The 23,934-nt window shown below is 54.4% G+C and carries 22 protein-coding genes and 1 tRNA gene; 8 read left to right on the top strand and 15 right to left on the bottom strand.

Annotated elements, in window-relative coordinates:
- Window positions 1-28: 28 nt before the first annotated feature.
- The 3 genes from C5Y44_RS08755 to C5Y44_RS08745 all read right to left on the bottom strand — a co-directional run bounded on the left by C5Y44_RS08755 (window position 29) and on the right by C5Y44_RS08745 (window position 3,011).
- Window positions 29-1,150, bottom strand: coding sequence for a cytochrome P450 (locus C5Y44_RS08755; RefSeq protein WP_233189924.1), 1,122 nt, complete (start codon window positions 1,148-1,150; stop codon window positions 29-31).
- 92 nt (window positions 1,151-1,242) lie between these two features.
- Window positions 1,243-1,318 (bottom strand) — tRNA-Lys (locus C5Y44_RS08750).
- 187 nt (window positions 1,319-1,505) lie between these two features.
- The gene (locus C5Y44_RS08745; protein ID WP_105324564.1) at window positions 1,506-3,011 is read right to left on the bottom strand and encodes an acetyl-CoA hydrolase/transferase family protein; all 1,506 of its coding nucleotides are present in this window, start codon (window positions 3,009-3,011) and stop codon (window positions 1,506-1,508) included.
- Between the two features lie 234 nt (window positions 3,012-3,245).
- On the opposite strand from C5Y44_RS08745, the gene dusB reads away from it, so the two are divergent.
- The gene (gene dusB / locus C5Y44_RS08740; RefSeq protein WP_105324563.1) at window positions 3,246-4,391 is read left to right on the top strand and encodes a tRNA dihydrouridine synthase DusB; all 1,146 of its coding nucleotides are present in this window, start codon (window positions 3,246-3,248) and stop codon (window positions 4,389-4,391) included.
- Between the two features lie 109 nt (window positions 4,392-4,500).
- A complete protein-coding gene (gene phoU / locus C5Y44_RS08735; protein WP_105324562.1) occupies window positions 4,501-5,229 on the top strand; it encodes a phosphate signaling complex protein PhoU in 729 nt (242 codons plus the stop codon).
- Window positions 5,230-5,364: 135 nt separating this feature from the next.
- Here the strand turns inward: phoU and pstB are convergent, their stop codons facing one another.
- The 5 genes from pstB to mshD all read right to left on the bottom strand — a co-directional run bounded on the left by pstB (window position 5,365) and on the right by mshD (window position 10,649).
- Window positions 5,365-6,138, bottom strand: coding sequence for a phosphate ABC transporter ATP-binding protein PstB (pstB, locus tag C5Y44_RS08730; RefSeq protein WP_066796200.1), 774 nt, complete (start codon window positions 6,136-6,138; stop codon window positions 5,365-5,367).
- A gap of 39 nt (window positions 6,139-6,177) precedes the next feature.
- The gene (pstA, locus tag C5Y44_RS08725; protein WP_105324561.1) at window positions 6,178-7,095 is read right to left on the bottom strand and encodes a phosphate ABC transporter permease PstA; all 918 of its coding nucleotides are present in this window, start codon (window positions 7,093-7,095) and stop codon (window positions 6,178-6,180) included.
- Between the two features lie 14 nt (window positions 7,096-7,109).
- The gene (gene pstC, locus C5Y44_RS08720; protein WP_066797928.1) at window positions 7,110-8,180 is read right to left on the bottom strand and encodes a phosphate ABC transporter permease subunit PstC; all 1,071 of its coding nucleotides are present in this window, start codon (window positions 8,178-8,180) and stop codon (window positions 7,110-7,112) included.
- Window positions 8,181-8,364: 184 nt separating this feature from the next.
- Window positions 8,365-9,483 carry a phosphate ABC transporter substrate-binding protein PstS gene (pstS, locus tag C5Y44_RS08715; RefSeq protein ID WP_105324560.1) on the bottom strand — a complete coding sequence of 373 codons (1,119 nt, stop codon included), beginning with the start codon at window positions 9,481-9,483 and terminating at the stop codon, window positions 8,365-8,367.
- 248 nt (window positions 9,484-9,731) lie between these two features.
- A complete protein-coding gene (gene mshD, locus C5Y44_RS08710) occupies window positions 9,732-10,649 on the bottom strand; it encodes a mycothiol synthase (protein WP_105324559.1) in 918 nt (305 codons plus the stop codon).
- A gap of 73 nt (window positions 10,650-10,722) precedes the next feature.
- Between mshD and C5Y44_RS08705 the strand changes: the two genes are divergently transcribed.
- Entirely contained in the window at window positions 10,723-11,568 is an 846-nt protein-coding gene (locus C5Y44_RS08705; RefSeq protein WP_233189920.1) for a DUF2993 domain-containing protein, read from the top strand.
- 9 nt (window positions 11,569-11,577) lie between these two features.
- On the opposite strand, the gene C5Y44_RS08700 is transcribed toward C5Y44_RS08705, so the two are convergent.
- A complete protein-coding gene (locus C5Y44_RS08700; RefSeq protein WP_105324558.1) occupies window positions 11,578-12,603 on the bottom strand; it encodes a diacylglycerol kinase family protein in 1,026 nt (341 codons plus the stop codon).
- 84 nt (window positions 12,604-12,687) lie between these two features.
- Here C5Y44_RS08700 and C5Y44_RS08695 point away from each other — a divergent pair, with 84 nt between their 5' ends.
- Window positions 12,688-13,392 (top strand): FABP family protein, encoded by a 705-nt coding sequence (locus tag C5Y44_RS08695; RefSeq protein WP_105324557.1) that lies wholly within the window; start codon window positions 12,688-12,690, stop codon window positions 13,390-13,392.
- Window positions 13,393-13,428: 36 nt separating this feature from the next.
- On the opposite strand, the gene C5Y44_RS08690 is transcribed toward C5Y44_RS08695, so the two are convergent.
- Window positions 13,429-14,277, bottom strand: a complete 849-nt coding sequence (locus C5Y44_RS08690) for an aminodeoxychorismate lyase (protein WP_105324556.1) — start codon at window positions 14,275-14,277, stop codon at window positions 13,429-13,431.
- A 121-nt stretch (window positions 14,278-14,398) separates the two neighbouring features.
- Between C5Y44_RS08690 and C5Y44_RS08685 the strand changes: the two genes are divergently transcribed.
- Both C5Y44_RS08685 and C5Y44_RS08680 read left to right on the top strand, forming a co-directional pair.
- Window positions 14,399-15,499 carry a folate-binding protein YgfZ gene (locus C5Y44_RS08685; RefSeq protein WP_369831083.1) on the top strand — a complete coding sequence of 367 codons (1,101 nt, stop codon included), beginning with the start codon at window positions 14,399-14,401 and terminating at the stop codon, window positions 15,497-15,499.
- A 351-nt stretch (window positions 15,500-15,850) separates the two neighbouring features.
- Window positions 15,851-16,069, top strand: a complete 219-nt coding sequence (locus tag C5Y44_RS08680; protein WP_199186017.1) for a DUF3073 domain-containing protein — start codon at window positions 15,851-15,853, stop codon at window positions 16,067-16,069.
- A gap of 255 nt (window positions 16,070-16,324) precedes the next feature.
- Here the strand turns inward: C5Y44_RS08680 and purM are convergent, their stop codons facing one another.
- The 3 genes from purM to C5Y44_RS08665 all read right to left on the bottom strand — a co-directional run bounded on the left by purM (window position 16,325) and on the right by C5Y44_RS08665 (window position 19,377).
- Window positions 16,325-17,380, bottom strand: a complete 1,056-nt coding sequence (gene purM, locus C5Y44_RS08675) for a phosphoribosylformylglycinamidine cyclo-ligase (RefSeq protein WP_105324553.1) — start codon at window positions 17,378-17,380, stop codon at window positions 16,325-16,327.
- A gap of 15 nt (window positions 17,381-17,395) precedes the next feature.
- Window positions 17,396-18,895 (bottom strand): amidophosphoribosyltransferase, encoded by a 1,500-nt coding sequence (gene purF / locus C5Y44_RS08670; protein WP_105324552.1) that lies wholly within the window; start codon window positions 18,893-18,895, stop codon window positions 17,396-17,398.
- Between the two features lie 83 nt (window positions 18,896-18,978).
- Complete coding sequence (locus C5Y44_RS08665) at window positions 18,979-19,377, bottom strand: sterol carrier family protein (RefSeq protein ID WP_105324551.1); 399 nt, start codon at window positions 19,375-19,377, stop codon at window positions 18,979-18,981.
- A 149-nt stretch (window positions 19,378-19,526) separates the two neighbouring features.
- Here C5Y44_RS08665 and C5Y44_RS08660 point away from each other — a divergent pair, with 149 nt between their 5' ends.
- Window positions 19,527-20,477: an acyl-CoA thioesterase gene (locus C5Y44_RS08660; RefSeq protein WP_105324606.1), complete on the top strand. Its 951-nt coding sequence runs from the start codon at window positions 19,527-19,529 to the stop codon at window positions 20,475-20,477.
- On the opposite strand, the gene C5Y44_RS08655 is transcribed toward C5Y44_RS08660, so the two are convergent.
- The gene (locus C5Y44_RS08655) at window positions 20,474-21,211 is read right to left on the bottom strand and encodes a hemolysin III family protein (RefSeq protein ID WP_105324550.1); all 738 of its coding nucleotides are present in this window, start codon (window positions 21,209-21,211) and stop codon (window positions 20,474-20,476) included. The genes C5Y44_RS08660 and C5Y44_RS08655 overlap by 4 nt on opposite strands.
- A gap of 409 nt (window positions 21,212-21,620) precedes the next feature.
- A complete protein-coding gene (locus C5Y44_RS08650) occupies window positions 21,621-21,863 on the bottom strand; it encodes a hypothetical protein (protein WP_105324549.1) in 243 nt (80 codons plus the stop codon).
- A 291-nt stretch (window positions 21,864-22,154) separates the two neighbouring features.
- Here C5Y44_RS08650 and C5Y44_RS08645 point away from each other — a divergent pair, with 291 nt between their 5' ends.
- Window positions 22,155-23,792, top strand: a complete 1,638-nt coding sequence (locus C5Y44_RS08645) for a thiamine pyrophosphate-binding protein (protein ID WP_105324548.1) — start codon at window positions 22,155-22,157, stop codon at window positions 23,790-23,792.
- Window positions 23,793-23,934 lie beyond the last annotated feature (142 nt).

The raw sequence follows: 23,934 nt of genomic DNA, 5'->3' as shown, positions 1-23,934 counted from the left end.
TCCTCAAATCGTCTTTTGCCATAAGGGTTTATTCTCCACCTGTTTTACGCCGAACCAGCCGCGCAGGTGATCTTTCCCAGCCACCGTTGGCACTGCGCACGCCCTCGAGTCTCGCACCATCTTCATCCACCGCAACTACTTCGCAGCGCGCGAGTGCTTCAGTCCAAAAGGCTCTCAATTCCGCCATAGATAGTGCTTTTCCTGGGCAATAGTGCGGCCCAGTCCCCCACACTAGGTTGTCCTTCGCATGCCCTTGGGGGTCAAAGCCTTCAAAGACCTTCGGGTCACGGTTCGCACCCGTCCAGTGAATGTGTACGCGAGTGCCCTGCGGAATATGTGTTTGCCCGAAATCCACCGGACACGTGGTCACGCGCCGATTGCTGACGAAGGGATTGTCGTTTCGCAAGATTTCATCAGCGATTGCTTCAAACTCACGCTGACCCCCATGCTCGCCTGGCTTCAAGATGACTCGCACTCTGTCTTGCAGTTCAGGTGCGTTCGCGAAAGCCACTGCAATAACTTCAATGCACCGAGCCATCGAACCCAAATCACCTGCCGTCCAGTTGCGCAGGATGGAAACAACTTCCTCATGTGAGAGCCCATGCCCAGTTGCAAGCAAATGAGTTTCTGACCCTTCAGGGGCCTCTGCTACAGCGATGCGGATGATGGCATCGAATTCTTCTGCCACCCTCTTGGTCCATTGCCTGTCCCCGCTCACGCGAGCGCGGTCATTATCTTGAATCCAATCCAGCAAACGCTGCGTTAAATGCTCCGGCCACTGCAACCACCCTTGCATGGCACGCACCGCATACAACCGAGCCAGCTCGCCGATATCCGTGGCACCGACAGGTGCCGAGGCGCCATCTAGGACTTGCTGCGCAGCGGCGTGAAACTGCGGCAGGAACCTACTTACACGCTCCGAGGCGAGGTAGCTATCCACCAGCGCGCGTGCGGTAGCGTGCTCGTGCCCATCCAGTCCGTTGGGGATTTGTAGATGCGCCGATACGCGCGAAGAAAACCGCTCCGGATCGTGCGCCACCGCGACAGCCTCAGCGTGAGAAACAACAATATACTCGTCTCCGCTGACAACTACTGACTTCCCTGCATCAAGGGCTTTATCTGCAAATTCTCTCGGATCCACAACCCACATCATATCATTAAACGAGAAAAACCGTGTTTAATAGCAAGGGTGCAAACGCAAAAAGAAAAACACCGCTGAACAGTGTCAACGGTGTTTTTCTTTGGTGGGCCCTGCGGGGATCGAACCCGCGACCTGCGGATTAAAAGTCCGTAGCTCTACCAACTGAGCTAAAGGCCCAACGAGAAACCATCTTAATGCCCCAAGGTAGAAATTTGAAAACCGGGGGCACTTAAACACAAAGGAGCAGCTCAAAGCCATAAGGATCAAGGCCCATAGCAAAGGACCTGCCGAAGAATTTCTTCGACAGGTCCTCAGCTATGCCCGCGGGTACCGCGGGTTCATCGATAAGCGATGCTTGCTTTTCTTACTTCTGCTCGCCGCGCATATCGCCGTACTCAGCGAAGTTGCGCTGGAACTCGAACGCGGTAGCCAAGTCGTGTGGAGTGTGAACGAACTTGTTCTGCATTGCACGATCGAAGTAGTCCTGCAGCATTGGACGGTAATCAGGGTGCGCAACCGCAATGATGCGCTCAACGCGCTCACGAGGAGCCAGGCCACGCAGGTCAGCTACACCGTACTCGGTGATGATGACCATGGTGTCGTGCTCAGTGTGGTCAATGTGGGAAGCGAAAGGAACAATCGCAGAAATAGCGCCGTCCTTAGCAACCGATGGGGACACGAAGGTGGTGATGTAGCCGTTACGGGTGAAGTCACCAGAACCACCGGTGCCGTTCATGATGCGGGAGCCGCCAACGTTGGTGGAGTTGATGTTGCCGTAAATATCGGCCTCAATCATGCCGTTGGAAGAAATCAGACCGACACGACGGATAACCTCTGGGTGGTTCGAGATCTGCTGCGGACGCAGGATGATGCTTTCCTTGTAGCGGTCAGCGTTCTCGTTCATCTTGTCTGCGTACTCAGGAGACAAAGCGAAAGAGGTAGCGGAAGCAACGGTCATCTTGCCCGCGTCGATCAGGTCCAGCATGCCGTCCTGGATAACCTCGGTGTAGGCCTTAATGTTTTCGAACTTGGAGTCCAAAAGACCAGCCATCACAGCGTTAGGAACGTTGCCCACGCCGGACTGCATGATGAAACCGTCGTACTCTAGGCGGCCAGCTTCAACTTCGCCCTCCAGGAAGTGGATGAAGTTCTGAGCAATCTTTTCCGAGACCTCATCTGGTGCGCGGAAAGGAGCGTTGCGGTCTGGCGCGTTGGTTTCAACAACTGCGACAACCTTCTCCGCAGGCAGCTCGATGAAGGTTTCACCAATACGGTCTTCAACCTTGGTGATTGGAATTGGCTGACGGTTAGGCAGCTTGGCAACACGGTAGATGTCGTGCATGCCCTCAAGGTTCTCCGACTGCCAAGAGTTAACTTCCAAGATAATCTTGTCAGCAGCTTCGATGTACTCGAGGTTGTTACCAACCGCGGAGGAAGGAACGATGTTGCCGTCCTCAAGGATGCGCACTACCTCAATAATGGCGACCTGGAAGTCACCGTTGAAGCCCTGCTCAACCTGCAGACCGGAGTGGGAGAGGTGAATATCTTGGTACAGGATCTCGCCTGCGTTTGCCTTGTTACGCAGAACTGGATCGGAGTTATAAGGGGAACGGAAACGCAGTGCGTTTGCTTCCGCCAATACACCGTCACAATCAGGAGCGGTTGATGCGCCAGAGTACAAGTCAATCTGGAACTCTTCGCCCTTTTCATGCGCAGCCTTAGCCTTTTCCGCGATAGCGGTTGGCAAAGCCTTTGGGTAGCCAGCACCGGTAAAGCCGGAGATGCCTACAACGTCGCCGTGGTTGACGAACTGTGCTGCTTCTTCAGCAGACATGACCAGATCCTTGTAATTACCAATCCTGTCAGACAAATTAATTACCTCCTTGTAATGGCACGCTGCCGCAACACGTGACGGTTTTACCTTTACATGTGAAATTTCAGCAGTGGCACTGTTTTAAGTTACATAGCCCACAATAGCTAACATCTACATTGTATGCCCAATCGTTTGCACTCGCTGTAATCACTCCCTGCCACATCCTGAGCTGGGATGGGTACATGTCACTCACATTTGCCAAACAGCCCAGGTAAAGAGGACAATAGCGGCGTGTCTTTAGAAATTGGAAACATCGCCCTTTCCTCCCCTGTCATCCTCGCCCCGATGGCCGGGGTAACTAACGTTGCTTTCCGCTCGCTATGCCGTGAGCAGGAAGTTCAGCGTACTGGAACCGTCTCCGGACTTTATGTCTGTGAGATGGTTACTGCGCGTGCTCTGGTTGAGCGCAACGAAAAGACTATGAAGATGACCACTTTCGCGCCCGATGAGGACCCGCGTTCTTTGCAGCTGTACACCGTGGACCCGGAGTACACCTACAAGGCCGCGAAAATGATCGTCGATGAAAATCTCGCCGATCATATCGATATGAACTTCGGCTGCCCGGTGCCGAAAATCACCCGCCGCGGCGGCGGTTCAGCCTTGCCATATAAGCGCCGTTTATTCGGCAATATTGTGGCTGCAGCGGTCAAAGCGACCGAAGGCACCGATATTCCCGTCACCGTGAAATTCCGCGTCGGCATTGACGATGAGCACCACACGCACCTGGACGCTGGACGCATCGCGGTAGAAGAAGGCGCAGCCGCCGTAGCTTTGCACGCACGTACCGCTGCGCAGCGTTACTCCGGCGAAGCCAACTGGAATGAAATCAAGCGCTTGAAAGAACACCTCGCGCACACCGGAATTCCGGTGTTGGGCAATGGCGATATCTTCAAAGCCACCGATGCCCACCGAATGATGGAGGAAACCAGCTGCGACGGCGTTGTAGTCGGCCGCGGTTGCCTGGGTCGCCCGTGGCTTTTCGCTGAGCTTTCGGCACAGCTGCGCGGCGAGGACATCCCTTCGGAGCCGACTTTGGGAGAAGTTGCACAGATCATCGTGCGCCACGCAGAGCTTATGGCTCATTACGACGGTGAGGCTCACGCTACCCGCGATATCCGCAAGCACATTGGCTGGTACCTGCGCGGCTTCCCAGTCGGCGGTGAGGTTCGCTCTGAACTAGCGCGCGTGGAGTCTCTGCAGCAGTTGCGTAATCTGCTTGCACCCTGGGCTGATTCGCTAGCGCTTGCCGATGATGCCGATGGTCCACGTGGTCGTCAAGGCTCTCCGGGCAAGGTCGTGCTGCCAGAAGGCTGGCTTGATGACCCCGAAGATGAATCCGTACCTGAGGGTGCCGAGCTCATGCACTCTGGCGGATAATCTCAGATTCAGATAAAAATCATTGATATTACCCACATTTAGGGCAGACCCACGGGAATCTCTTTGCCCTCGCCGCGCGTAGTGGGGATTAATGTCATAAACTACCGGTATGCGTAACGCTTATCGGGATGAATTGAACGCCTTCGCCCACGACCTTATCGTGATGTGCGACGGTGTTTCGGCGATCATGCACAAGGCTTCCCAGGCGCTATTGACAGCTGAGCTGCAGCCCGCGGAAGAAGCCATCTCACTCTCAGATGAATTAGATGAAGTCCGGATCCGCTCAGAAGAACGCGCGGTAGAACTGCTCGCTTTGGAGAATCCAGTTGCCAAGGATCTCCGTCAGGTCGTGTCTTCGATCTATATCGTCGAAGATCTACAGCGTATGGGTGGACTAGCCAAGCACATTGCTAATGCCGCACGCCGGCGCCACCCAGAGCCGGTCATTCCGGATGCCTACCTAGGTTATTTCAAAGAAATGGCACGCCTAGTAGAAGATATGGTCACGTTAACCCGTGACGTTTTGGTGGATCCAGACGCCGATGTTGCGCTGCGGCTAACCAGTGAGGATGACGCCGTTGATGACATCAATGAGCATCTACTCAACGTTTTAACCCGCCGCGAGTGGACGGAGACCACGCGTGCCGCAGTCGATATCGCGCTGCTATCTCGCTTTTATGAACGCTACGCCGATCACTGCGTGAACGTTGCTGCCCGCGTCGTATTTCTGATCACGGGGCTGACCCCAGATGAGTACCTAGCAGAACGCGAGAGCAAGCAGGAACGTGAAGATGCTGAAGCTCGTTTCCAAGCGCTAGAGCGCCAGTTTCGTCGCTAGGAAAGCGGCGCTAAGCCAACAGCGCCTAGCGGCCTCCTCCCCCAGGCATAGAAAAGTCCAGCCACACTCTCTGATTCGAAAAGAGTGTGGCTGGACTTTATGCTCGGACAATCAAAATTGTAGGGAGTTGCCCTTTTAGCCGAAGCGGCCGGAGATGTAGTCTTCGGTTTCCTTCTTATCTGGGTTTTCGAAGATCTTCTTGGTCTCGTTGAATTCCACAAGGTGTCCCGGGCGGCCAGTTGCTTCCAAGGAGAAGAAACCGGTCTTATCGGATACACGTGCAGCCTGCTGCATGTTGTGGGTAACGATCACGATGGTGAAGTTTTCCTTCAGCTCGTGGATCAAGTCTTCCACAGCAAGGGTAGAAATTGGGTCCAGTGCCGAGCACGGCTCATCCATGAGCAGAACTTCTGGCTCCACAGCGATCGCGCGAGCGATGCACAGACGCTGCTGCTGACCACCGGAGAGACCGCCACCTGGCTTATCCAGACGGTCCTTGACCTCATCCCACAGGTTAGCGCCGCGAAGAGACTTCTCAGCTACTTCCTTGAGCTTCTTCTTGTCCTTGACGCCGGACAGCTTCAGACCCGCCACCACGTTGTCCTCGATGGACATGGTTGGAAATGGGTTAGCTTTCTGGAAGACCATGCCGATGGTGTTGCGTACGGAGACTGGGTCAATCTTTGAGCCGTAGATATTTTCACCGTCGAGCAGGATTTCACCCTTGACGTATGCGCCAGGGATAACTTCGTGCATGCGGTTGATGCTGCGCAGAACTGTGGACTTACCACAGCCGGATGGGCCAATGAACGCGGTCACTGCCTGAGCCGGGATGTGCATATTGACATTTTGCACAGCGTGGAAATCACCGTAGAAAATGTCCACGTCATTGAGTTCGAGCTTTGACATTAATACTCCTGGAAGAAATAAAGGTGGTGGAAAGGCGCGCTACTGTTTGATGGAGAATTTCGCGGAAATTACGCGAGCACCAATATTTAAAATTGCGATGATCAGAACCAGCGTGAATGCTGCGCCCCACATCTTGTCAAGAACGTTCGGGTTCAAACCGGCCTTGAACATATCGAGCATCATCAACGGCAAGGAAGACATTGGGCCACCGGTGGGGTCCCACTTCAGTGCCGGGGTGGTACCAACCAGAATCAGAACTGGTGCAGACTCACCCATGATGCGGGCAATCGCCAGCATGATGCCGGTTGCAATACCGGACAATGCGGTTGGAAGAACAATGCGCGCGATAGTCTTCCATTTTGGAACGCCAAGAGCGTAAGCAGCTTCGCGCAAGTCCATTGGAACAACGCGCAGCATTTCTTCGGTGTTGCGAACAACAATTGGAATCATCAGCAGCAACAGGGACCAAGCCACGGCCACACCGGAGCGGTCGAAACCAAGGACCGTAATCCAGGCCGCGTAGACGAACAGTGCTGCAACGATCGAAGGCACACCGGACAAGATATCCACCATGAAGGTTGTGGTGCGTCCGAGCCAGCCGCCACGGGAGTACTCAACCAAGTAGATTGCGGTGAAGATACCGATAGGGATAGCAATAATAGATGCTAGAACCGACTGCACCAAGGTACCGATAATCGCATGGATCGCGCCGCCGCCTTCTTGGGCATAGCGGGTACCCAGCATGTCATCGGTCCACCATTCTGCGTTGAGCACTGGTGGAAGGCCCTTAGAAATCAGTTGCCAGAGAACAAAAATCAAAGGAATTACTGCTAAGCCCATGCAGAAGTAGATGAGGTACTTAGCGATATTGTCGGTGGCCTTGCGGCGACCCGAGATTTGCAAGAACGCGGAGGTTTTACCGACTCCGGTTTGTGCAGGAGCTGTAATGTTAGTCATTTTTTACAACCTCCCTATTTCTTGCCCGCAACAATCGAGCGGGCAATCGCGTTGACCACGAAGGTCAAGAGGAACAGGACTAGGCCGGCAGCAATATAAGCGCCTGCCTTAATGTCGTTATTAAATTCCGGTGCCGCGTTCGCAATTGCAGTTGCAAATGTCGTACCACCGTCAAATAACGAACCGCGGAATGCGGTCGATGGGGAAACCACCATGTAGAGCGCCATGGTTTCACCAAGTGCGCGGCCCAAGCCGAGCATCGAACCGGAGATGTAGCCGGACATACCGAAAGGCAGCACGGTCATGCGCACAACTTCCCAGCGGGTAGCGCCGAGAGCCAATGCGGATTCGACCTGCCCCTTAGGCGTCTGCACGAAGATTTCACGTGTAGTTGCGGCGATGATTGGCAAAATCATGATTGCAAGAACAATGCCACCGGTAAACAGGTTACGTCCGGTTTCAAACGATGGGCTGTTGCTGTAGGTCGCAAAGAGGAAGAAGCCGCTGCCCCAGCTCTCAATCCACTTGTAGAAGCCAGATAGGAATGGGCCAAGCACCAACCAGCCCCACAGGCCGTAAACGATGGAAGGAACTGCAGCCAGCATGTCGACCAAGTAGCCCATTGGCTTAACGATCGATTTTGGTGCGTAGTTGGACAAGAAGATCGCAACGCCGAGGGCAATCGGCATAGCAATGATCAACGCCAAGACTGACATCATGACGGTTGCTGCGAACAGGTTCGGAATGCCGAAGTACATGTTCTCAACATCGGAGGTATTCCACGTATCGGTGTACGTAAAGAATCCTAGGAATCCGTTGGCGTTTCGGTTAAGTGCAGGAATTGCACGGAGGACAAGGAAGATACCGATGGCGGCAATGAATACCGTAATCAGTGTTGCGGATGCAGTGGATAGCGTTTCGAAAACGCGGTCGCCGATGCGACGAACGGCTTTCGGAGTGGCACCGTTATCTACACCTGCAGGTGCCGCGGCACCGCTGGAGTTTACAGTCACCGGATGGGTATCAACGGTTCGGTTATCTTCCAGTTTGACGTGGTCGCCCGAGGTCGAGTTGTAGTCAGCCATATGGCGCAGCCCTTCAACTTCATGGATTTTATTATTGGTCACAGTCACCGCCTACGCGGCGCGACGCCCCCGGGAGGCATTCAGGAGTGTCTTAAACACACCATACAAGCCAGCGGGGGCGTTGCACTTCCCCAATTTCCTGAGAATTTAGGAAGTACACGTTGTTCGTAGAACAACCATTAGATTAGCTGTTGATTGCTTCAACAGCCTCAACGAGGCGGTCGTAGTGGCCACCGGTTACTGGAATGTGGCCAGCCTCAGACAGGCCCTCATCCTGGTAAGCCAGTGCGGTCATCAGGAAGTCCTTGACCAAGTTTGCCTCATCTTCGCTGTAGCCACCGGAGCAAACAATCTCGTAGGTGGTCAGGATGAGTGGGTAGCCTGCATCGGAAGCGAAGAGTGCATCGGTGTCAACAACCATGTCGTTGCCCTCGGTGGTGAACTCCATAGCCTCAAGTGCCGCACCAACGGACTCTTCGTTCAGCTCGGTTGGGCCGTTGCCGAAGTCGATGTTCGCAATGCCCAGACCGGAGTCTGCTGCGTGAGAGTGCTCAACGTAGGTGATGCCACCGTTGATCTGCTGAACCTGGGTAGCAACACCGGAAGAACCGTTTGCGCCTTCACCAACTGCGGTTGGGAAGTTGGTGCCTTCACCTTCCCAGTCACCGGTGGAAGCGCTGAGGAACTTCTGGAAGTTGTCAGAGGTACCGGACTCGTCGGAACGGTAAACCACGGAGATGTCAGTATCTGGCAGTTCAACGCCTTCGTTCTCAGCAGCGATTGCGTCATCGTTCCACTTGGTGATGTCGCCAGCGAAAATCTTGCCCAGGGTTTCGGCGCTCAGGTTGATGGACTCTTCAACGCCCTCAAGGTTGTAGGCGATTGCAACTGGGCCAATAACGAATGGCAGGTGCCATGCATCGTTGCCGCCACAGCGCTCTGCAGCTGCGTCTACCTGGTCGTCCTCCAGTGGGGAGTCAGAGCCAGCAAAGACTACCTGGCCAGCGACGAAGTTGGTACGGCCGGAACCGGAACCAGTTGGGTTGTACTCCAAGTAAGCGTCGCCACCAGTGGTTTCCTGGTACATCGCACCGAAATAGTCCATGGCGTTTTGCTGAGAGGATGCACCTTCAGCAACTAGGCCGCCGGTAGCGCCAGAGAGCGCGTAACCGCCAGGCAGCTCTGCTGCTGCTTCGCCGCCGTTTGCAGAATCATCTGCGGAATCAGAGCAAGCTACCAGTGCGACAGAGGAAGCTGCGACGGCACCGATGATGGCAGCGGAGCGCTTAAAGTTGCGAATCACGGGGAAACCTTTCCGGTTAATTTTAGGGGAATTTCTTTGATTGTCCGAGCACATTCAAGCCCTTTACCGCCTAGCTTCTGTGGAGATTTTTGGGAAATCTTTCAGATGTTTTAAGCAGCCGAATCTCAGGCTGTTGTGCTCACGAGTTGCTAACCTATCGGTCGAGGGTTAACCGCAATAGTGCCTTCCGGTTAACAAATGGTTAACTTAGGCAATTTCTCCCGTGAATCTCATCACTAGATCTCTTCCTACTTATCGGAGATCTCATAAACCACGTGATTTTCGGCAATTTCGAAGCCCAAACGCTCATAAGCCTTGACTGCTGGCTCATTATCAGCCTCGACGTACAAGATGACGCGGGTGGCACCTTTTTCCACCATGCGCTGCAAACCAGCATTAAGCAATGGCCCACCTAAACGGCGTCCGCGGTAGTCATCTGACAAGCCCACCACGTATACCTCGCCAAAGCCTGGCGATACCTCATCGTGCCACTTCGTCCAGTGAAAACCAGCCATTTCCGGTAATTGTTGAGCAGCATCTGCTGGCACACCCCAGAAGAAGATGACGTCGTCTTCATCAAACCAATTAGGCTCCATGCCGCGGTGCAGGCGTTCAATATCCCAGCCGCCTTGTTCTGGGTGCCAAGAAAATGCCTGGTTATTGGATTTCAACCACTGCTTCTCCACGTGTTCTTTGCCAAAACGTTCAACGGATTGTGCATAGTTTGCTACCACTAATTCTGTTTGTGGTTTCTGTGCCGCAGCCTTTAGAGCATCATCTTCAATGGACATCACCAGTAAGTGACGGGTAATGCGCAAGTCCTTTGCCTTCGCCAAAGCTTGTGCACCGTCAAAGTTGCCATGTGCCCACACCGGCGTCGGCAAAATAGCATCCAACAACGCAGTACCGCGGCCTTGCTGGCGTGCGTCAGGAACAACAAATAGCTCTGCACTGCTGCCATCGCTTGCGGCAATTGCTTCAACTTTTCCTGCAGACTCAATAATCCAATGTTGGTGGTTTAGCCGCGCATCCCGCAGTCCAAAAAGAAACTGTTCCGAAAATGGATCAATGCCATCGTGCTTGCTGGTTTCTGCAGCCGCGGCCTCAACTGCTGCGGCAAGCTCCGGATTGTCAGAAATAGAGATGTTTTGCACGTTAAAAGTCATATCCCCACCCTAGTGATTCGCCCGTGGGTTAGTAAGCTTTTAACTATCGCACCATCTAGCTAAGGATTTCATCGTGAGCGAAGCCCTAACTGTCTCGAATGCCCCTGACTCGGACGCCTTGGTCAGCAGCACTACGAAGGCAACCGTGACCATCCCGGCACGCTTTGCTCGGCCGTTGAAAATCGGCGCAGGCATCGTGGCCACAGTGGTAGTACTGGGCGCAATTGATACCGGATTCGCCATGCATGCAGAGCACACCTTGGCGCAACAAGTGAAGTCCGAGGCTCAGCTAGAAAATACCCCGCAGGTCTACATCGGTGGAATGCCATATTTGGGTGCTGCCGTTTTACCTGACCACGAGATTCCATTGATGGAGGTCAACGCGCTTGATATTGAGGTTCCGCGGCTAGGTCTGGTTAATGCTTCAACCACTTTGCGGGATGTGCAAGTAACGCCCGAGCAGCTATTTAGCGGCAATTTCACTGGCGCAAAAGTCTCTACGTGGTCGCGGGCGATTTCCGTGGATGCGGTTTCTTTGGGCCGTTTGATGGGCATTAATGACTTGCAGATTGCCAATCCTAAAAATATCTCGCCCACCTCAGGCACCTCGGCGGAAGCGGTGCTAGAAGGCACCTTGCCTGGCGATGAAGACTCGACGTCAGTAGAAGTTACGCTTCGGCTTATCGATGAAAAATTCATCATGACTCCCGTCAATCCTGAAAATGACAAGGTCGCCCAGGCGTTTAGCTACAGCCTAGATACCCGTCAATTGCCGCTTTCAGCACAAGCGACCGCGGTACGGCTGCAGGGAGGGTCGATTACTTTTGAAACCCAGCACCGCAACACCACGCTAGAAGTCTCCCAGCTATCCCCTGTCGAAATTGATGGCCGCTATGACAGTGAAGGGCGCGAGAACTAACCCCATGAATTAGAAGACGCGGATGAAGTCGCGCACCATCTCGCGTAATGAGCGCTCATGGACTGCACGAGCGGAGCGTGGTGCATAAATCTCGACCGCATCGGGTACAGACCGCAACACGACTTTCGTTAGTTTGCCTTCGGATTCGCCATCAGCTTGGAAGCGATGTGGAGTGGGGCAGCTTAAAGTTGCGGTGCTGGCGGAATCGAAGTTAATGATTCGAGCACTCGAGATACGGCTGAGGACTTTCTGGTTGTCCACACCGAAAAGGCGCAAGACTCCGATTAACCCGCCAAAGCCGGAGATATCGGTAACTCCGAAAAGGCTCAAGCCCTCGTCGAAAGAGTTCGCGGGGTTGGTTCCTACAGGCAGCGGCCCTAGGAATGTCCACGGGTTGGTATTCGATGCCAGTAAAACTGGTACCTCATCAAGGAGAATTTCTTCGCCCTGGCGAGAAGTCGCGGAAACGTTGATCTTCGGTGGGTTCTTCCGGGCACGCAATACTGCGCGCGCGGTCACCATCATGTAGCGAAAGGGCGTGGCGGCAAATCCTTGCTCACGTACACGATCCACTTGCGCCAGCACATCAGCATCAAGTCCAAAGCCCGCGTTGACCCCAAACCACCGCTTATTCCACGTGCCTAGGCATATCGTGCGTGAGATATCTTTTTCAATGAGGCGGGCAAGCACGTGCACGGCTTCTACTGGGTCCGCCGAAAAGCCGAGTGCGCGTGCCAAGACATTGGCCGAGCCAGTAGGAATCACAGCCAACTTGGGCAAAGTCGCAGGATGCGGGTTTTCGGTCTCCGCAGAACCTAAAAGCCCATTGATGACTTCGTTGACTGTTCCATCCCCACCCAACACGATGATCAAGTCAAAGTCTTTGCGCGTTAGCCCCGAAACCATCTCCTCAGCATGTTTGGGATGCTGGGTAAAGCGCACAAATAAACTCAACCGCTCAATTGCGAAAAGAGCAGGCAGGATTTCGCGGAGCAATTCGCTAGATTGAGTCGTTGAGTTCGGGTTCAAGATCATTAATGCGCGCACACGCGCCAGTTTATCGCTTTTTATCAGTGAGGATTAATAACCACTCGGCTAATCCGACTAGGCTGGTGCACCATGAGCGAAAATACCCCAGAAAACAAAGCACAGAATATTCCAGATTCTGCCGCTGACGCACTGGCTGCAAACACCAACACCAGCGGTCGCCTCAACGGCAATGAAGCAGTGAACATGGCGGCAGAGGCGTGGAAGGATGCTGCTGGCCAAAACATTCCTGCGTTTAAGTTTGCCGATGAACCACTAGAGTCCGATACTGCTAACCTGCGTCAGGGTCCTTCCCTCAATGATGCGCTCTTAGGCCTGTTGCCACTCGTGGGCGTTTGGCAAGGCGAAGGCGAGGCACACGATTCTGAAGGCAAGCAATTTCACTTTGGCCAGCAACTAGTCGTTGCCCACGATGGTGGCGAGTACCTCACCTTTAGCTCACGTACGTGGAAGATTGATTCCGAAGGCACCGCCGGTGAACCTTATGTCCGTGAATCCGGTTTTTGGCGTATCTCCGCCAAGGATGAAATTGAGGTCACTTATACCTCCTCCAACGGCATCGTGGAGATCTTCTACGGCGAGGTCTTTAATGAACGCGCATGGCAGCTGCAGTCTGCTTCTACCATGGTCACCGAAACCGGTCCGAAGAATCTCGGCCCGGGCAAGCGCATGTACGGTCTGATGCCTAATAACAACCTCGGCTGGGTGGATGAGCGCCTAGTCGACGATGAGATGCGCCCATACATGTCTGCTGAGCTGCGCCGCGTCGCAGGCTAAACCGCTAGCTGTACCACCGGTTAGCGGTATTACCCGCTAACCGCGCGTCATTGCAGCATCAATAAGGCTTCGGATTTCGTACTCGTTATCCGGAGCCTTTAATTTATCTTCGCCCAATCTGCGCACCCGTGCGGCCACACGCGTAGAAGAGACTAGCCACACGGAGTCTGCTGCTAAAAGGTAATCCACATCGATGACCTTTTGCTTACAGCGATAGCCCTGGCTTTCGGCATGGGCAAAAAGGGCGGCTTGGGTGGTGCCGGGCAAAATGGTGTCATCGTAAGGCGTGCGCAGCTTGTCACCTTTGACCGTGACCACTGTCGAAGTCGCGCCTTCTAGAACGTGACCGTCATCTGGGTCGGTAAAGATAACATCATCAAATCCACGCTCGCGTGCCAACCGCAAGGTTGCCATCGTCGCTGCGTAGTTGAGTGTCTTCGCCGGCAGCTCTGAAGGAAATGACCATCCGCGCTCACTCAACATCACTCGCACGCCTTCCTCACGCTGAGCAAGTACCACATCGGAAATGGGCTGGATGCTCACCCATGCGGTGGGGATCCCGGTTGACGCACGTCCACGAGAATAAGTCCACGTGCACTTGCCTTCCCCTTCCCCAAATTCTTCAATTGCCGCTTGGGTGGCATTAATCCACGAGTCCAAAATGGGTTCCGGCAAGCCTAGTGCCTCCGCGGAGGTGCAAAACCTGTGCGCATGCCGTTCTAAATTGGCGGCTTGACCATCGCGAATGAGAATCGACTCAAAGATGCCATCACCACGGGTGACAGCATAATCATCCCAATAAATGAGTGGGAGGGAGGGATTATGCCAGCGAATCGAACCGCCGAAAGGTTCAACGACAAAGATAACCGGCTTATGTGAAACCATGGTTTTGATTATGCCTCGCTTGTTCGGTTTGGTCTTGTAACTCACCATTGATCTCCCCCAAGGATAGGCAAGACAAGGGCAAGGGTGTCATTTCCCGAAGCAGACGGGTACGCTGGTGCTTGTGAGTTATACTTCGCCCCTGATGCAATTGCCGGGTGCGGCAGCCGTACAAGATGACACGCTGATTGACTCCCAGGGAGTCGCGTGGCACTACGGAGACCCGCTAGTTGAGCAACGCGCAATTCATTTAGATACCCCTGTGCTGGTAGATCGCTCGCAACGTCGAGTTATCTCTGTAATTGGCCCTGATGCGCCAGAGTTTTTAAATAACCTGCTGTCACAAAAGCTAGACAATGTTGAACCAGGTTATTCAGCAGCCGCATTGGACTTAGATATCCAAGGCCGCATTCTCCATTACGCCGATGTTGTGCGCACCGAGGAAGGTTTTTACCTCGACACCACTGACGCGGAATTTGAATCCTTCCTGAAGTTTTTGACCATGATGGTCTTCTGGTCAAAAGTAGAGGTAGCTGAAGCCGACCTCGCCATCATCACTTTATTAGGCCAAGATCCTACGCTTCCTGATAGCGTTGCAGTATCTGCTGCATTTGTGCGCGAGGTCCCCAACTGGACGCAGACGCCGCGCACCGACATTGCGGTTCCGCGCGAGCAGCTCAAAGACGTTGCTAAGGAACTAATCAGTGCTGGTTTTAAGCCTGCTGGTTTGATGGCTTATACCGCTGAGCGCGTGCGTAACCTCGAGCCAGAAAAGGCAGCGGACTTGGACGATAAATCCATTGCGCACGAAATTGCACACTGGATTGGACGCGGGGAAATTCCTGGCACAGTCCACTTGGAAAAGGGCTGCTACCGCGGACAAGAAACCGTTGCGCGCGTAGAAAACCTTGGCCGTTCCCCTCGCCTCCTGACACTTTTGCACCTTGATGGCTCGGTTCCGGAGCTTCCAGCAACCGGCGCTGATATCACCTCCGGTGGCCGTCGCGTTGGACGTGTCGGTTCCATCATTGATGACTTTGAACTAGGCCCCATTGCCCTGGGCTTGATCAAGCGCTCGGCTCTTCCAACGCCGGAAAAGGCAGGAAGCCCAGCTGCAGAACTTCTCATTGGTGATTGTGCCGTCACGGTCGACGAAGAATCATTGCCGACGGATGAAGGTGTGAAGTTGGGCCGCAGCGCGATTGATAAGTTGCGCGGCAGATAAAGCCACCTGTGAGGTATCAGACTCAGCGCTAGACGGTAGTAATTAGCCGGAAGAATCCGGTGTTAACCAGCCGCTTAGCGTTGATGTGAGCCTTAGAAAATGTCCCTCAGAGAAAGCGCTCACGCGTATTTGAAATTTATATGCGCGTAGAGTGCATTTAATTGATCCATTTTCCCAAAACTCGCCCTCTCGGGTTCACTAAAAGAGCAGGTCATAGCGCTGCGCGGGGGTCGGTGCGGCATTTTCCGGCTGTACAGGCTATTGTGTCTAACAGGAACATATACAAGATTACAGCCGATGGGGCGTCCGAATTCCCTGGATTGCCCTACACACCTCAAGGGGGTCATGCACATGGGACGCGGACGCGCAAAGGCAAAGCAGACCAAGGTTGCACGCCAACTAAAGTACAACACTCCTGATATGGACTTGGATTCACTACAAAGGGAGCTGGCATCCCAGCGTCCAGGTGATTCACGTTCTCAGGATGATGACGACGACTACGGCGACTCATATGACGACTACGTCGATGAGTGGGACGACGACCAGGATGAGGTTGATGACCGGCGCTAGGTTTAACTAGGCGCCGCGTTGATGTTGAAAAACTTTGCGGCCTTCAGCCCTCGGTTGATCGCTTCAAGGTTTGAGTAAACCCCCAACTGCGCCCACACTGTAAACACATAAATACTGCACCTCGTGGAATTCTCGGTTCCTAGTTTTTCCGGCTTGAGGCGCAGTATTTTGTGTTTCCAGTGCTCCTTTTAGATAAGGCAAAAGCCCAGGCTCGCAGCTTTTTCAGCGCTGAGCCTGGGCTTTTGTTTTTAGTGTTTAGAAGTTGGAGTGCTCGCCCTGCATGACAACGCCTGCGGTGTCGTCTTCCTTCTTGGTGCGAATCGAGCCCAGCTCCCATGCATCAACGTGGCGCGCAGTCAACATCGCCAAGGCGCGGTCACGGTCTTCAGGGGAAACGATAGCGATCATGCCAACGCCCATGTTGAAGGTTTTTTCCATCTCTTCCAGGCTGACCTTGCCGAAAGAAGCAATGGTGCGGAAAATCGCTGCTGGGGTCCACGATGCGCGGTTAACCTCTGCGACAAGGCCTTCAGGTAGCACGCGCTCGAGGTTGCCTGCCAAGCCACCGCCGGTGACGTGGCAGAAAGTAGCAACGTCGCACTCAGAAACCAGCGCCAAGCAGTCCTTGGCGTAAATGCGGGTCGGCTCCAAGAGCTCTTCACCAAGCGTGCGGCCAAGGTCATCGATGTAGCCATCGAGTGGCAATCCTGCCTGCTCTAACAAGACGTGGCGCGCCAAGGAGTAACCATTGGAGTGCAGTCCGGATGAGCCCATGGCAATCAAAACATCGCCGTCGCGAACCTTGTCTGGTCCGAGAAGCTCGTCTGCTTCGACAACGCCGACAGCGGTGGCGGAGACATCGTAGTCATTTTCATTCATTACGCCTGGGTGCTCAGCGGTCTCGCCGCCAAGAAGTGCACATCCGGCCTGCACGCAGCCCTCAGCAATACCGGCAACAATCTGCGCGACCTTTTCCGGAACTACCTTGCCTACTGCGATGTAGTCCTGGAGAAATAGTGGCTCGGCACCGCACACAACCAAGTCATCGACGCACATTGCGACCAGGTCAATGCCGATGGTGTCGTGCTTATCCATTGCTTGGGCAACGGCGAGCTTGGTGCCCACGCCGTCGGAGCCAGCTGCAAGGATTGGCTCTTCGTATTCGCCGAGCTTAAACAGACCCGCGAAGCCACCGAGGCCACCCATTACCTCTGGACGGGTAGCGCGCTTAGCCAGTGGAGCAAAAAGCTCAACGGCGCGGTCGCCTTCTTCAATGTTGACGCCTGCCGCGGCGTAAGTATTTTCAGACATGTCAGATCAAATCTTTCAGTTCTTTTGGCTGAGCAAAGTTCGCACAGCGTCAGCATTGGGGTTAGCGGTCGGAAGCCCGAGTTCGTAGTTGCCATCAAAGCAAGCGGTGCACAAGGAATTGATAGGTTGGTGCGTTGCTTCAACCATCTCATCTACAGATACAAACCCTAAAGAGTCTGCTCCGATAGCTTCGCACACTGCATCGGTTACTACCTGAGGATCATCAGAAGGCTTGATATTAGCAATCAATTCACCAGGTGAGGCGAAGTCAATGCCGTAGAAACAAGGCCACTTGACTGGCGGTGAAGCAATGCGCACGTGCACTTCAGCAGCGCCTGCTTCACGCAGCATGCGCACCAGCGCGCGTTGGGTGTTGCCGCGGACAATAGAGTCATCCACAACAACGAGCGACTTGCCCTCGATGACCTCGCGCAGCGGGTTGAGCTTGAGGCGAATACCCAGCTGGCGCAAGGTCTGGGTGGGCTGAATGAAGGTTCGGCCCACGTAGGCGTTTTTGACCAAGCCGTGCGCAAACGTCAGGCCCGATTCCCGGGCGTAGCCAACAGCTGCCGGGTTTCCGGATTCTGGCACAGGGATGACCATGTCAGCTTCTGGCGCAGGGTGGGATTTCGCAAGTGCGCGGCCAATATCCACGCGCGTCGCGTGAACGTTGCGGCCTTTGATCACGGTGTCTGGACGTGCCAGGTAGACGTATTCAAAGACACAGCCCTGGCGCTTCGGCTCAGCGAATTTCTCACTGTGGATACCTGCCTCATTGACAGAGATCAGTTCACCGGGCTCTACCTCACGGATAAACTGCGCGCCCACGATATCCAGCGCACAGGTCTCGGAAGCAACAACCCAGCCTTGCGCCAAGCGGCCAATGACCAAGGGGCGTACACCGTGCGGGTCACGCGCGGCGTACAAGGTCTTGCTATCGGTAAAGGTCAAGCAAAAAGCGCCTTTGATGCTTGGCAGCAGTTGCCTAGCGGCGTCAAAGACGGAGTTGCCTTCCCCGACTCCGTGCGCCAGCAAAGCTGTCATGATCATGGAATCCGACAGGGTTTTTTCATTCTCTCGGTAAAGTCCCAGAGCTACTGCTTCATCGCGCAGTTCTTGGTAATTCACCAGGTTGCCGTTGTGGCACAAAGCGATGTCTACCCCATTTGAGGTGGTATTAAACATCGGCTGGACATTCGACCACTCTTTGCCACCGGCAGTCGAGTAGCGCGTATGCCCCACGCCCACGGAGCCATGGAGGGAATTTAAAATGGACTCATCGAAAATATTCGAGACCAAGCCCATGTCTTTGAAGACGACGAGGCGGTCTCCATCACCGACGCCGATACCTGCAGCTTCCTGCCCACGATGCTGCAATGCGAACAGACCAAAGTAGGTCAGTGTCGCAACATCTTCACCAGGAGCCCAGACGCCAAAGACACCGCACTCTTCGCGGGGTTCTTGCTCGCCTTGGTCATCTAAATTCACGTCGCTGGGGAAAGTAGTGTTCACCACGACGCTGATTCTACTAAGTTTGCTGCTCGATAACTAACTGTTGCGACATTGTTCATGCCCAATCGGGGGCGTACACACGAATTTTATTCAACTGCAAAAGGTTTAACTCGGAGGATCGGCAGCCACTGGGCTATCTCGTGAGCGCGTGTGCCTGAAGCATCAACTTCCGCCTGCTCCCAGGTAATTAATCCAGTTGCTAACAGCAACCAGGTCCGCGGCGAGCACTCCACTACATTGGGTGGAGTACCGCGGGTATGGCGTGGACCTTCGATGCATTGAACAGCAACAAATGGGGGTACTCGAAGCTCTACTGAGTGCCCCGGCGCGTCGTGTTCTAGCGTGCGGGCAGTAAGGCGCACGGCCTTAGCTAGTTCGTTGCGAGAAGGTGTTGCAGCAGCGTCAGCGTCATATAGCCACTTAGCGATGCCATCTACAGCAGCTTTCATCTCATGCGGGTCGGGCTTGGATCGTCGAGAACTCATGCGCGCTATTATAGTGACCTGCTATTTTGTTTGATATGTCGCAATCACAGCCAACCACGTCCTCGACCGAGCAATTAAATGAAAATGCTAAGAAGCAAGAGGCGCAGTCTCAAGAGTCCCTCAAAAATCCAAATATCACCCTGCGGTTTATGGCCGCACCCACGGATGTCCTCATCGCTGGCGCGCAGGGAATTTCAGGGGGCCGCGTCTTAGAGTGGATCGATAAGGCAGCCTACGCGTGTGCCGTGCAGTGGTCAGGTCAGTACTGCGTGACCGTCTACGTCGGCCATATCCACTTCATGCGCCCTATTGAGTCGGGCCATTTGGTGGAGGTGCGCTCTCGCTTGGCGATGACAGGTACGTCGTCCATGCACATCATCAATGAAGTATGGTCTGCGGACCCCCGCGATGGCATCTTTACCCGCGCCTGTGACTGCCTGGTGATTTTCGTCGCAAAGGATGCCGATACGCAGCGTCCTACCCCCGTTCCAACCTTTGTACCGAAAACCGATGAACAAATTCGCGTGATGGAAGCGGCAAAGTCCCGCATCGATCTGCGCAAGGCCATCGAGACTGAAATGCACAAGCAGACCTACAACGGGCCTTCCGATGCCCCTCGCATGGTCAACCGTTTCTTGGCTAAGCCCACCGATATTAACTGGGGCGGCAACGTCCACGGTGGCACGGCAATGGAATGGATCGATGAGGCGGGTACGGCTTGCACCATGGAGTGGTCAGGCGAGCAGACCATTGCCGTCTATGCCGGCGGCATCCGCTTCTACAAGCCCATTCACATCGGTGATCTCATCGAGGTAGATGCCCGCATGATGCGCACTGATAGCCGTTCGATGCAGATGTCTGTGCACGTGCGCTCTGGTGAGGCCCGCGGCGGACGCGAGAATCTTTCCACCGCTATTCACGCCACCGTGGCTTATCTAGCCATGGACCGCGACTGGAATCCACTGCCTGCGCGCCAATTTATTCCGCACACGGAAGAAGACAAGCGCTTGGCAGAGCACGCGACGACCCTGCGTAACTTGCGCAGTCAGTATTCGCCGATGCCACTGGTGTATGCGCCGAATCACCAGCACATCGACTAACCGGCTTGCACGACAGCCATCCACACTGCGACGAGGTGCACGACTGCTGCCGCAATAGTCGCGGTGTGGAAATGCTCGTGATAGCCATAATATTTGGCATTTCGCCCAGGCCACTTCAAACCGTAGACCACTGCGCCGATGGTGTAGAACAATCCGCCAGCAGCCAGCAGCCACACCACGGCAGGCCCCAGGTTGGTCCATAGCGTTGGAATAAGCGGCACCACCAACCAACCCAGCGTCAGGTACACGATGACATCAAGCCAGCGTGGGTGGTTGATCCACACCAGGTTCAAGATGACGGCGCACAGTGCCCCCGTCCACGCAATGCCGAGCATCCACGCGGTAGTACGCGTATCAAAGGCAATGATGCACAGTGGCGTGTAAGTCGCTGCAATAAAGACGGAGATTGTCGCGTGGTCAGCTCGCCGCCACCACTGCACCGCTCGGGCGGTTGGCCACGGCCAGCGGTGATACAGGGCAGATACCGCAAAAAGCCCCACTAGGCCGATGCCATAAATGGTCACGCCAAGTGCGGCTACCCATCCCAGTGTCATCCACGCATAAGTGATGAGCACTGTGGAAGAAATCAGCGACAAGATTGCCGCGATGAGATGGCCCCAGCCGCGCGTAACCGGGCGGGGGCCTCTATCAGCAACCCAGAAGCTGCGTTGGATGCGGTCAGAGACTGCGTTGTGGTCCTTGGACATTGCTAAATCTTGGGGGTCAGATTTCATGGGTCTCGTCTCATATTTCAACGATGCGCAGAATTTGCTATCTTTTCCAAGAATAGTCCTCTTCCGCGGTATTTAACTTACGGAAGCGTAACACATACGTTGAGTACCCCCGATGGACCACGTGGGGGCATCGAAAAGCTATGGCAAAAGGCCAATCTCAGCCAAAGCTACCGATGACAAAAAGACCGGGGACAACACGACAGCGATAACCATCAGGAGATTTTCCTGCGGCATTGAGGAAAAGTTTCCTGCTGTTTGCGCGGCCTGCTGCGCAATACCGATGTCCTACGCCATTGCCGGCGCAGGCGCCATAATCCCTACTGCTAGAGCGCCTGATAGTGCAATTGAAAAGATCTTCTTACGCATATGTACTCCCTGTGTTGGATCTTGAAGTGATTGTGAAACTTAGCTAGCAACCGCGGGTGTCAAAGAGGCCGCACTGCTCCCCGAAAAGCGAGGAAGCCATGGTCGATAAAATTACTGGCGTCCACAGCGCCGATCCGACGATGCTATTGAGTGCTGCTACTGGGTCATCAATGAAAGCTTGAGAGCTGTGCTGCGTGGATTGAACGACTGCAAATGCTGGGGCGGGTGCAGTAATACCTAAAGCGACGGCCCCGGCAACTGCGATGGACAGGATTCTCTTGCGCATAGTGTGCTCCTAGAGTTGAGGTCCGGCGTAAGCGCATTCCGAAGGTTTCTTAATACGCCGTGTGGCTGACGCTACCAAAGCAGCGCGGGTATGTCAGCACACAAAATCATTTTCTTTGCTAAAGCACCTAATTCACCGTCACTGCCACTACCAGCATCAACACAGTTTTTATTCGGGCGGCAGACAGCAACTACTCAGCCTGAGCTACTCACAAGGAAGGTGATGTGGTTCGATTACTGCAGCCCTTTTCACGCTCACAGAAGGGTTTAGGTCAAAGGAGTCTTTCCCACAATGTATTCAGTTTCAGAAGTTATTGCCCGCGTCTTAGCACCACGAATAGATACCTATTTTGGGATCATGGGCAACGGCAATGCTTGGTTTATTGATGCATTGAAGCAATTGGGCCACGAGATCATTCCCGTGCGGCACGAGGTGGCAACGGTGGCTTCTGCCGATGCTTTTCATCGCGTCACCGACAAGATTGCCGTGGCAACAACCACCTATGGCCCGGGCTTTACCAACACCATCACTGCCCTGGTGGAGTCGGCCAAAGCGCGCGTTCCGCTCGTGCTTGTCACCGGTTCAGCACCGCAGCATTCACCCCGGCCGTGGGATATTGACCAGGTCGGCTTAGTTGCTAGCTTTGGTGTTCGGACCTTTACCGCAACCCCTGCCGATGCCGCGCAACAAACCTTCAATGCTTTAGCGCACGCTAGCGCCCACCGCACACCGGTAGTGCTGGAGATTCCTTATGACCTTGGGGCGCAAGAATGCATCGACAAGCGATTGCAAACGCTGCTAGACACTTCAGTTCCTATGGCGCAGCCAGAGGTCATCGTGCCAGGGGCAGAAGAGATAGGTAGCATCGCTTCTTTGCTTGTCGATGCCCAACGCCCGCTTCTTCTTGCCGGCCGGGGCGCAAAGTCTGCAGCTGCGGACGTCATTCGGCTCGCAGATTTCTTAGAAGCCGATGTCGCGACCTCCGCGCCAGCCCAGGGACTTTTCAACAGCACGGGGAAGTTTCGTGATTTAGGTATTTGTGGAGGTTTTGCATCGAAAGCTGCCGCAGCAGAAATCGGGCAGGCTGATGTCGTTCTGGTTATCGGTGCCGGACTGAACCCCTTCACGCTGGCTTTTGGCCAGGCATTTCACCCCGCTGCCACCGTCATCCAAATAGATATTACAGAGCAGGCTACCTGTGCCCGCGTCGATCATTTCTTCCGCGGCAGCGCGCACGCAACGGTGCCTGCGCTTTTATCAGCATTGCAGGCCAAGGATTTCACCGCAGCGGGGCGTCCTTCCCCGTGCCCGGAGGTAAAAGCCCACGAAAAAGGTAATGCGCTTGCCCCTGATGGACGCTTGGATCCGCGCAGCTTAATGCACGCAATTAACGAGATTATTCCGTCCCAACGCCTGGTCGTTACCGATGGCGGGCACTTCATCGGGTGGGCTAATACTCACCTGGATGTGCCTGCTGCGGACAACATGGTCTTATTGGGCACGACCACACAATCAATCGGTTTAGGTTTTAGCTCCGCTGTTGGGGTGGCCGCTGCCGCAGGCGAAGAAAAGATGACGGTGTTAGTCACCGGCGACGGTGGCGGTTTAATGGCTTTGGCCGACGCTGAAAGCTTTATCCGCCAAGCACACCGTGGAGTTATCGTAGTGGTCAATGACGCTGCCTATGGCGCAGAGATTCACCAATACGCCACCAAAGGCGTCAGCGCAGCGCCCATGCTCATCCCCGAAGTAAACTTTGCCCGCTTATTGAGCGCACTTGGCGCACACGCCACAGTTATTCAAACTTTGGAAGACTTAGCAGATTTCCGCACCTGGGTAGATTCCCAAGAAACCGGGACCTACGTACTGGATTGTCGGGTCTCCCGCGAGATCATCGCACCCTTTATGCAAGAGCTCATGGCACGTTAACTTGGTTCGGCTACCCCTTTTCAGTGGGTTTTCTTATAGCGAATCAGGCGGGGAATATTAGAGTCTCTTCATGTTCATTTCATAAAGCCATGTCTTAGAATTTCCCCTTTTCATGATAGGTTTTTCCCTTGCTGGGCACTTC

It is taken from the genome of Corynebacterium sp. J010B-136 (genome assembly GCF_002967075.1).
Lineage (GTDB): Bacteria > Actinomycetota > Actinomycetes > Mycobacteriales > Mycobacteriaceae > Corynebacterium.
Note: the sequence above shows the minus strand (reverse complement) of the source record. Positions and strands in the feature narration are given on the sequence as shown.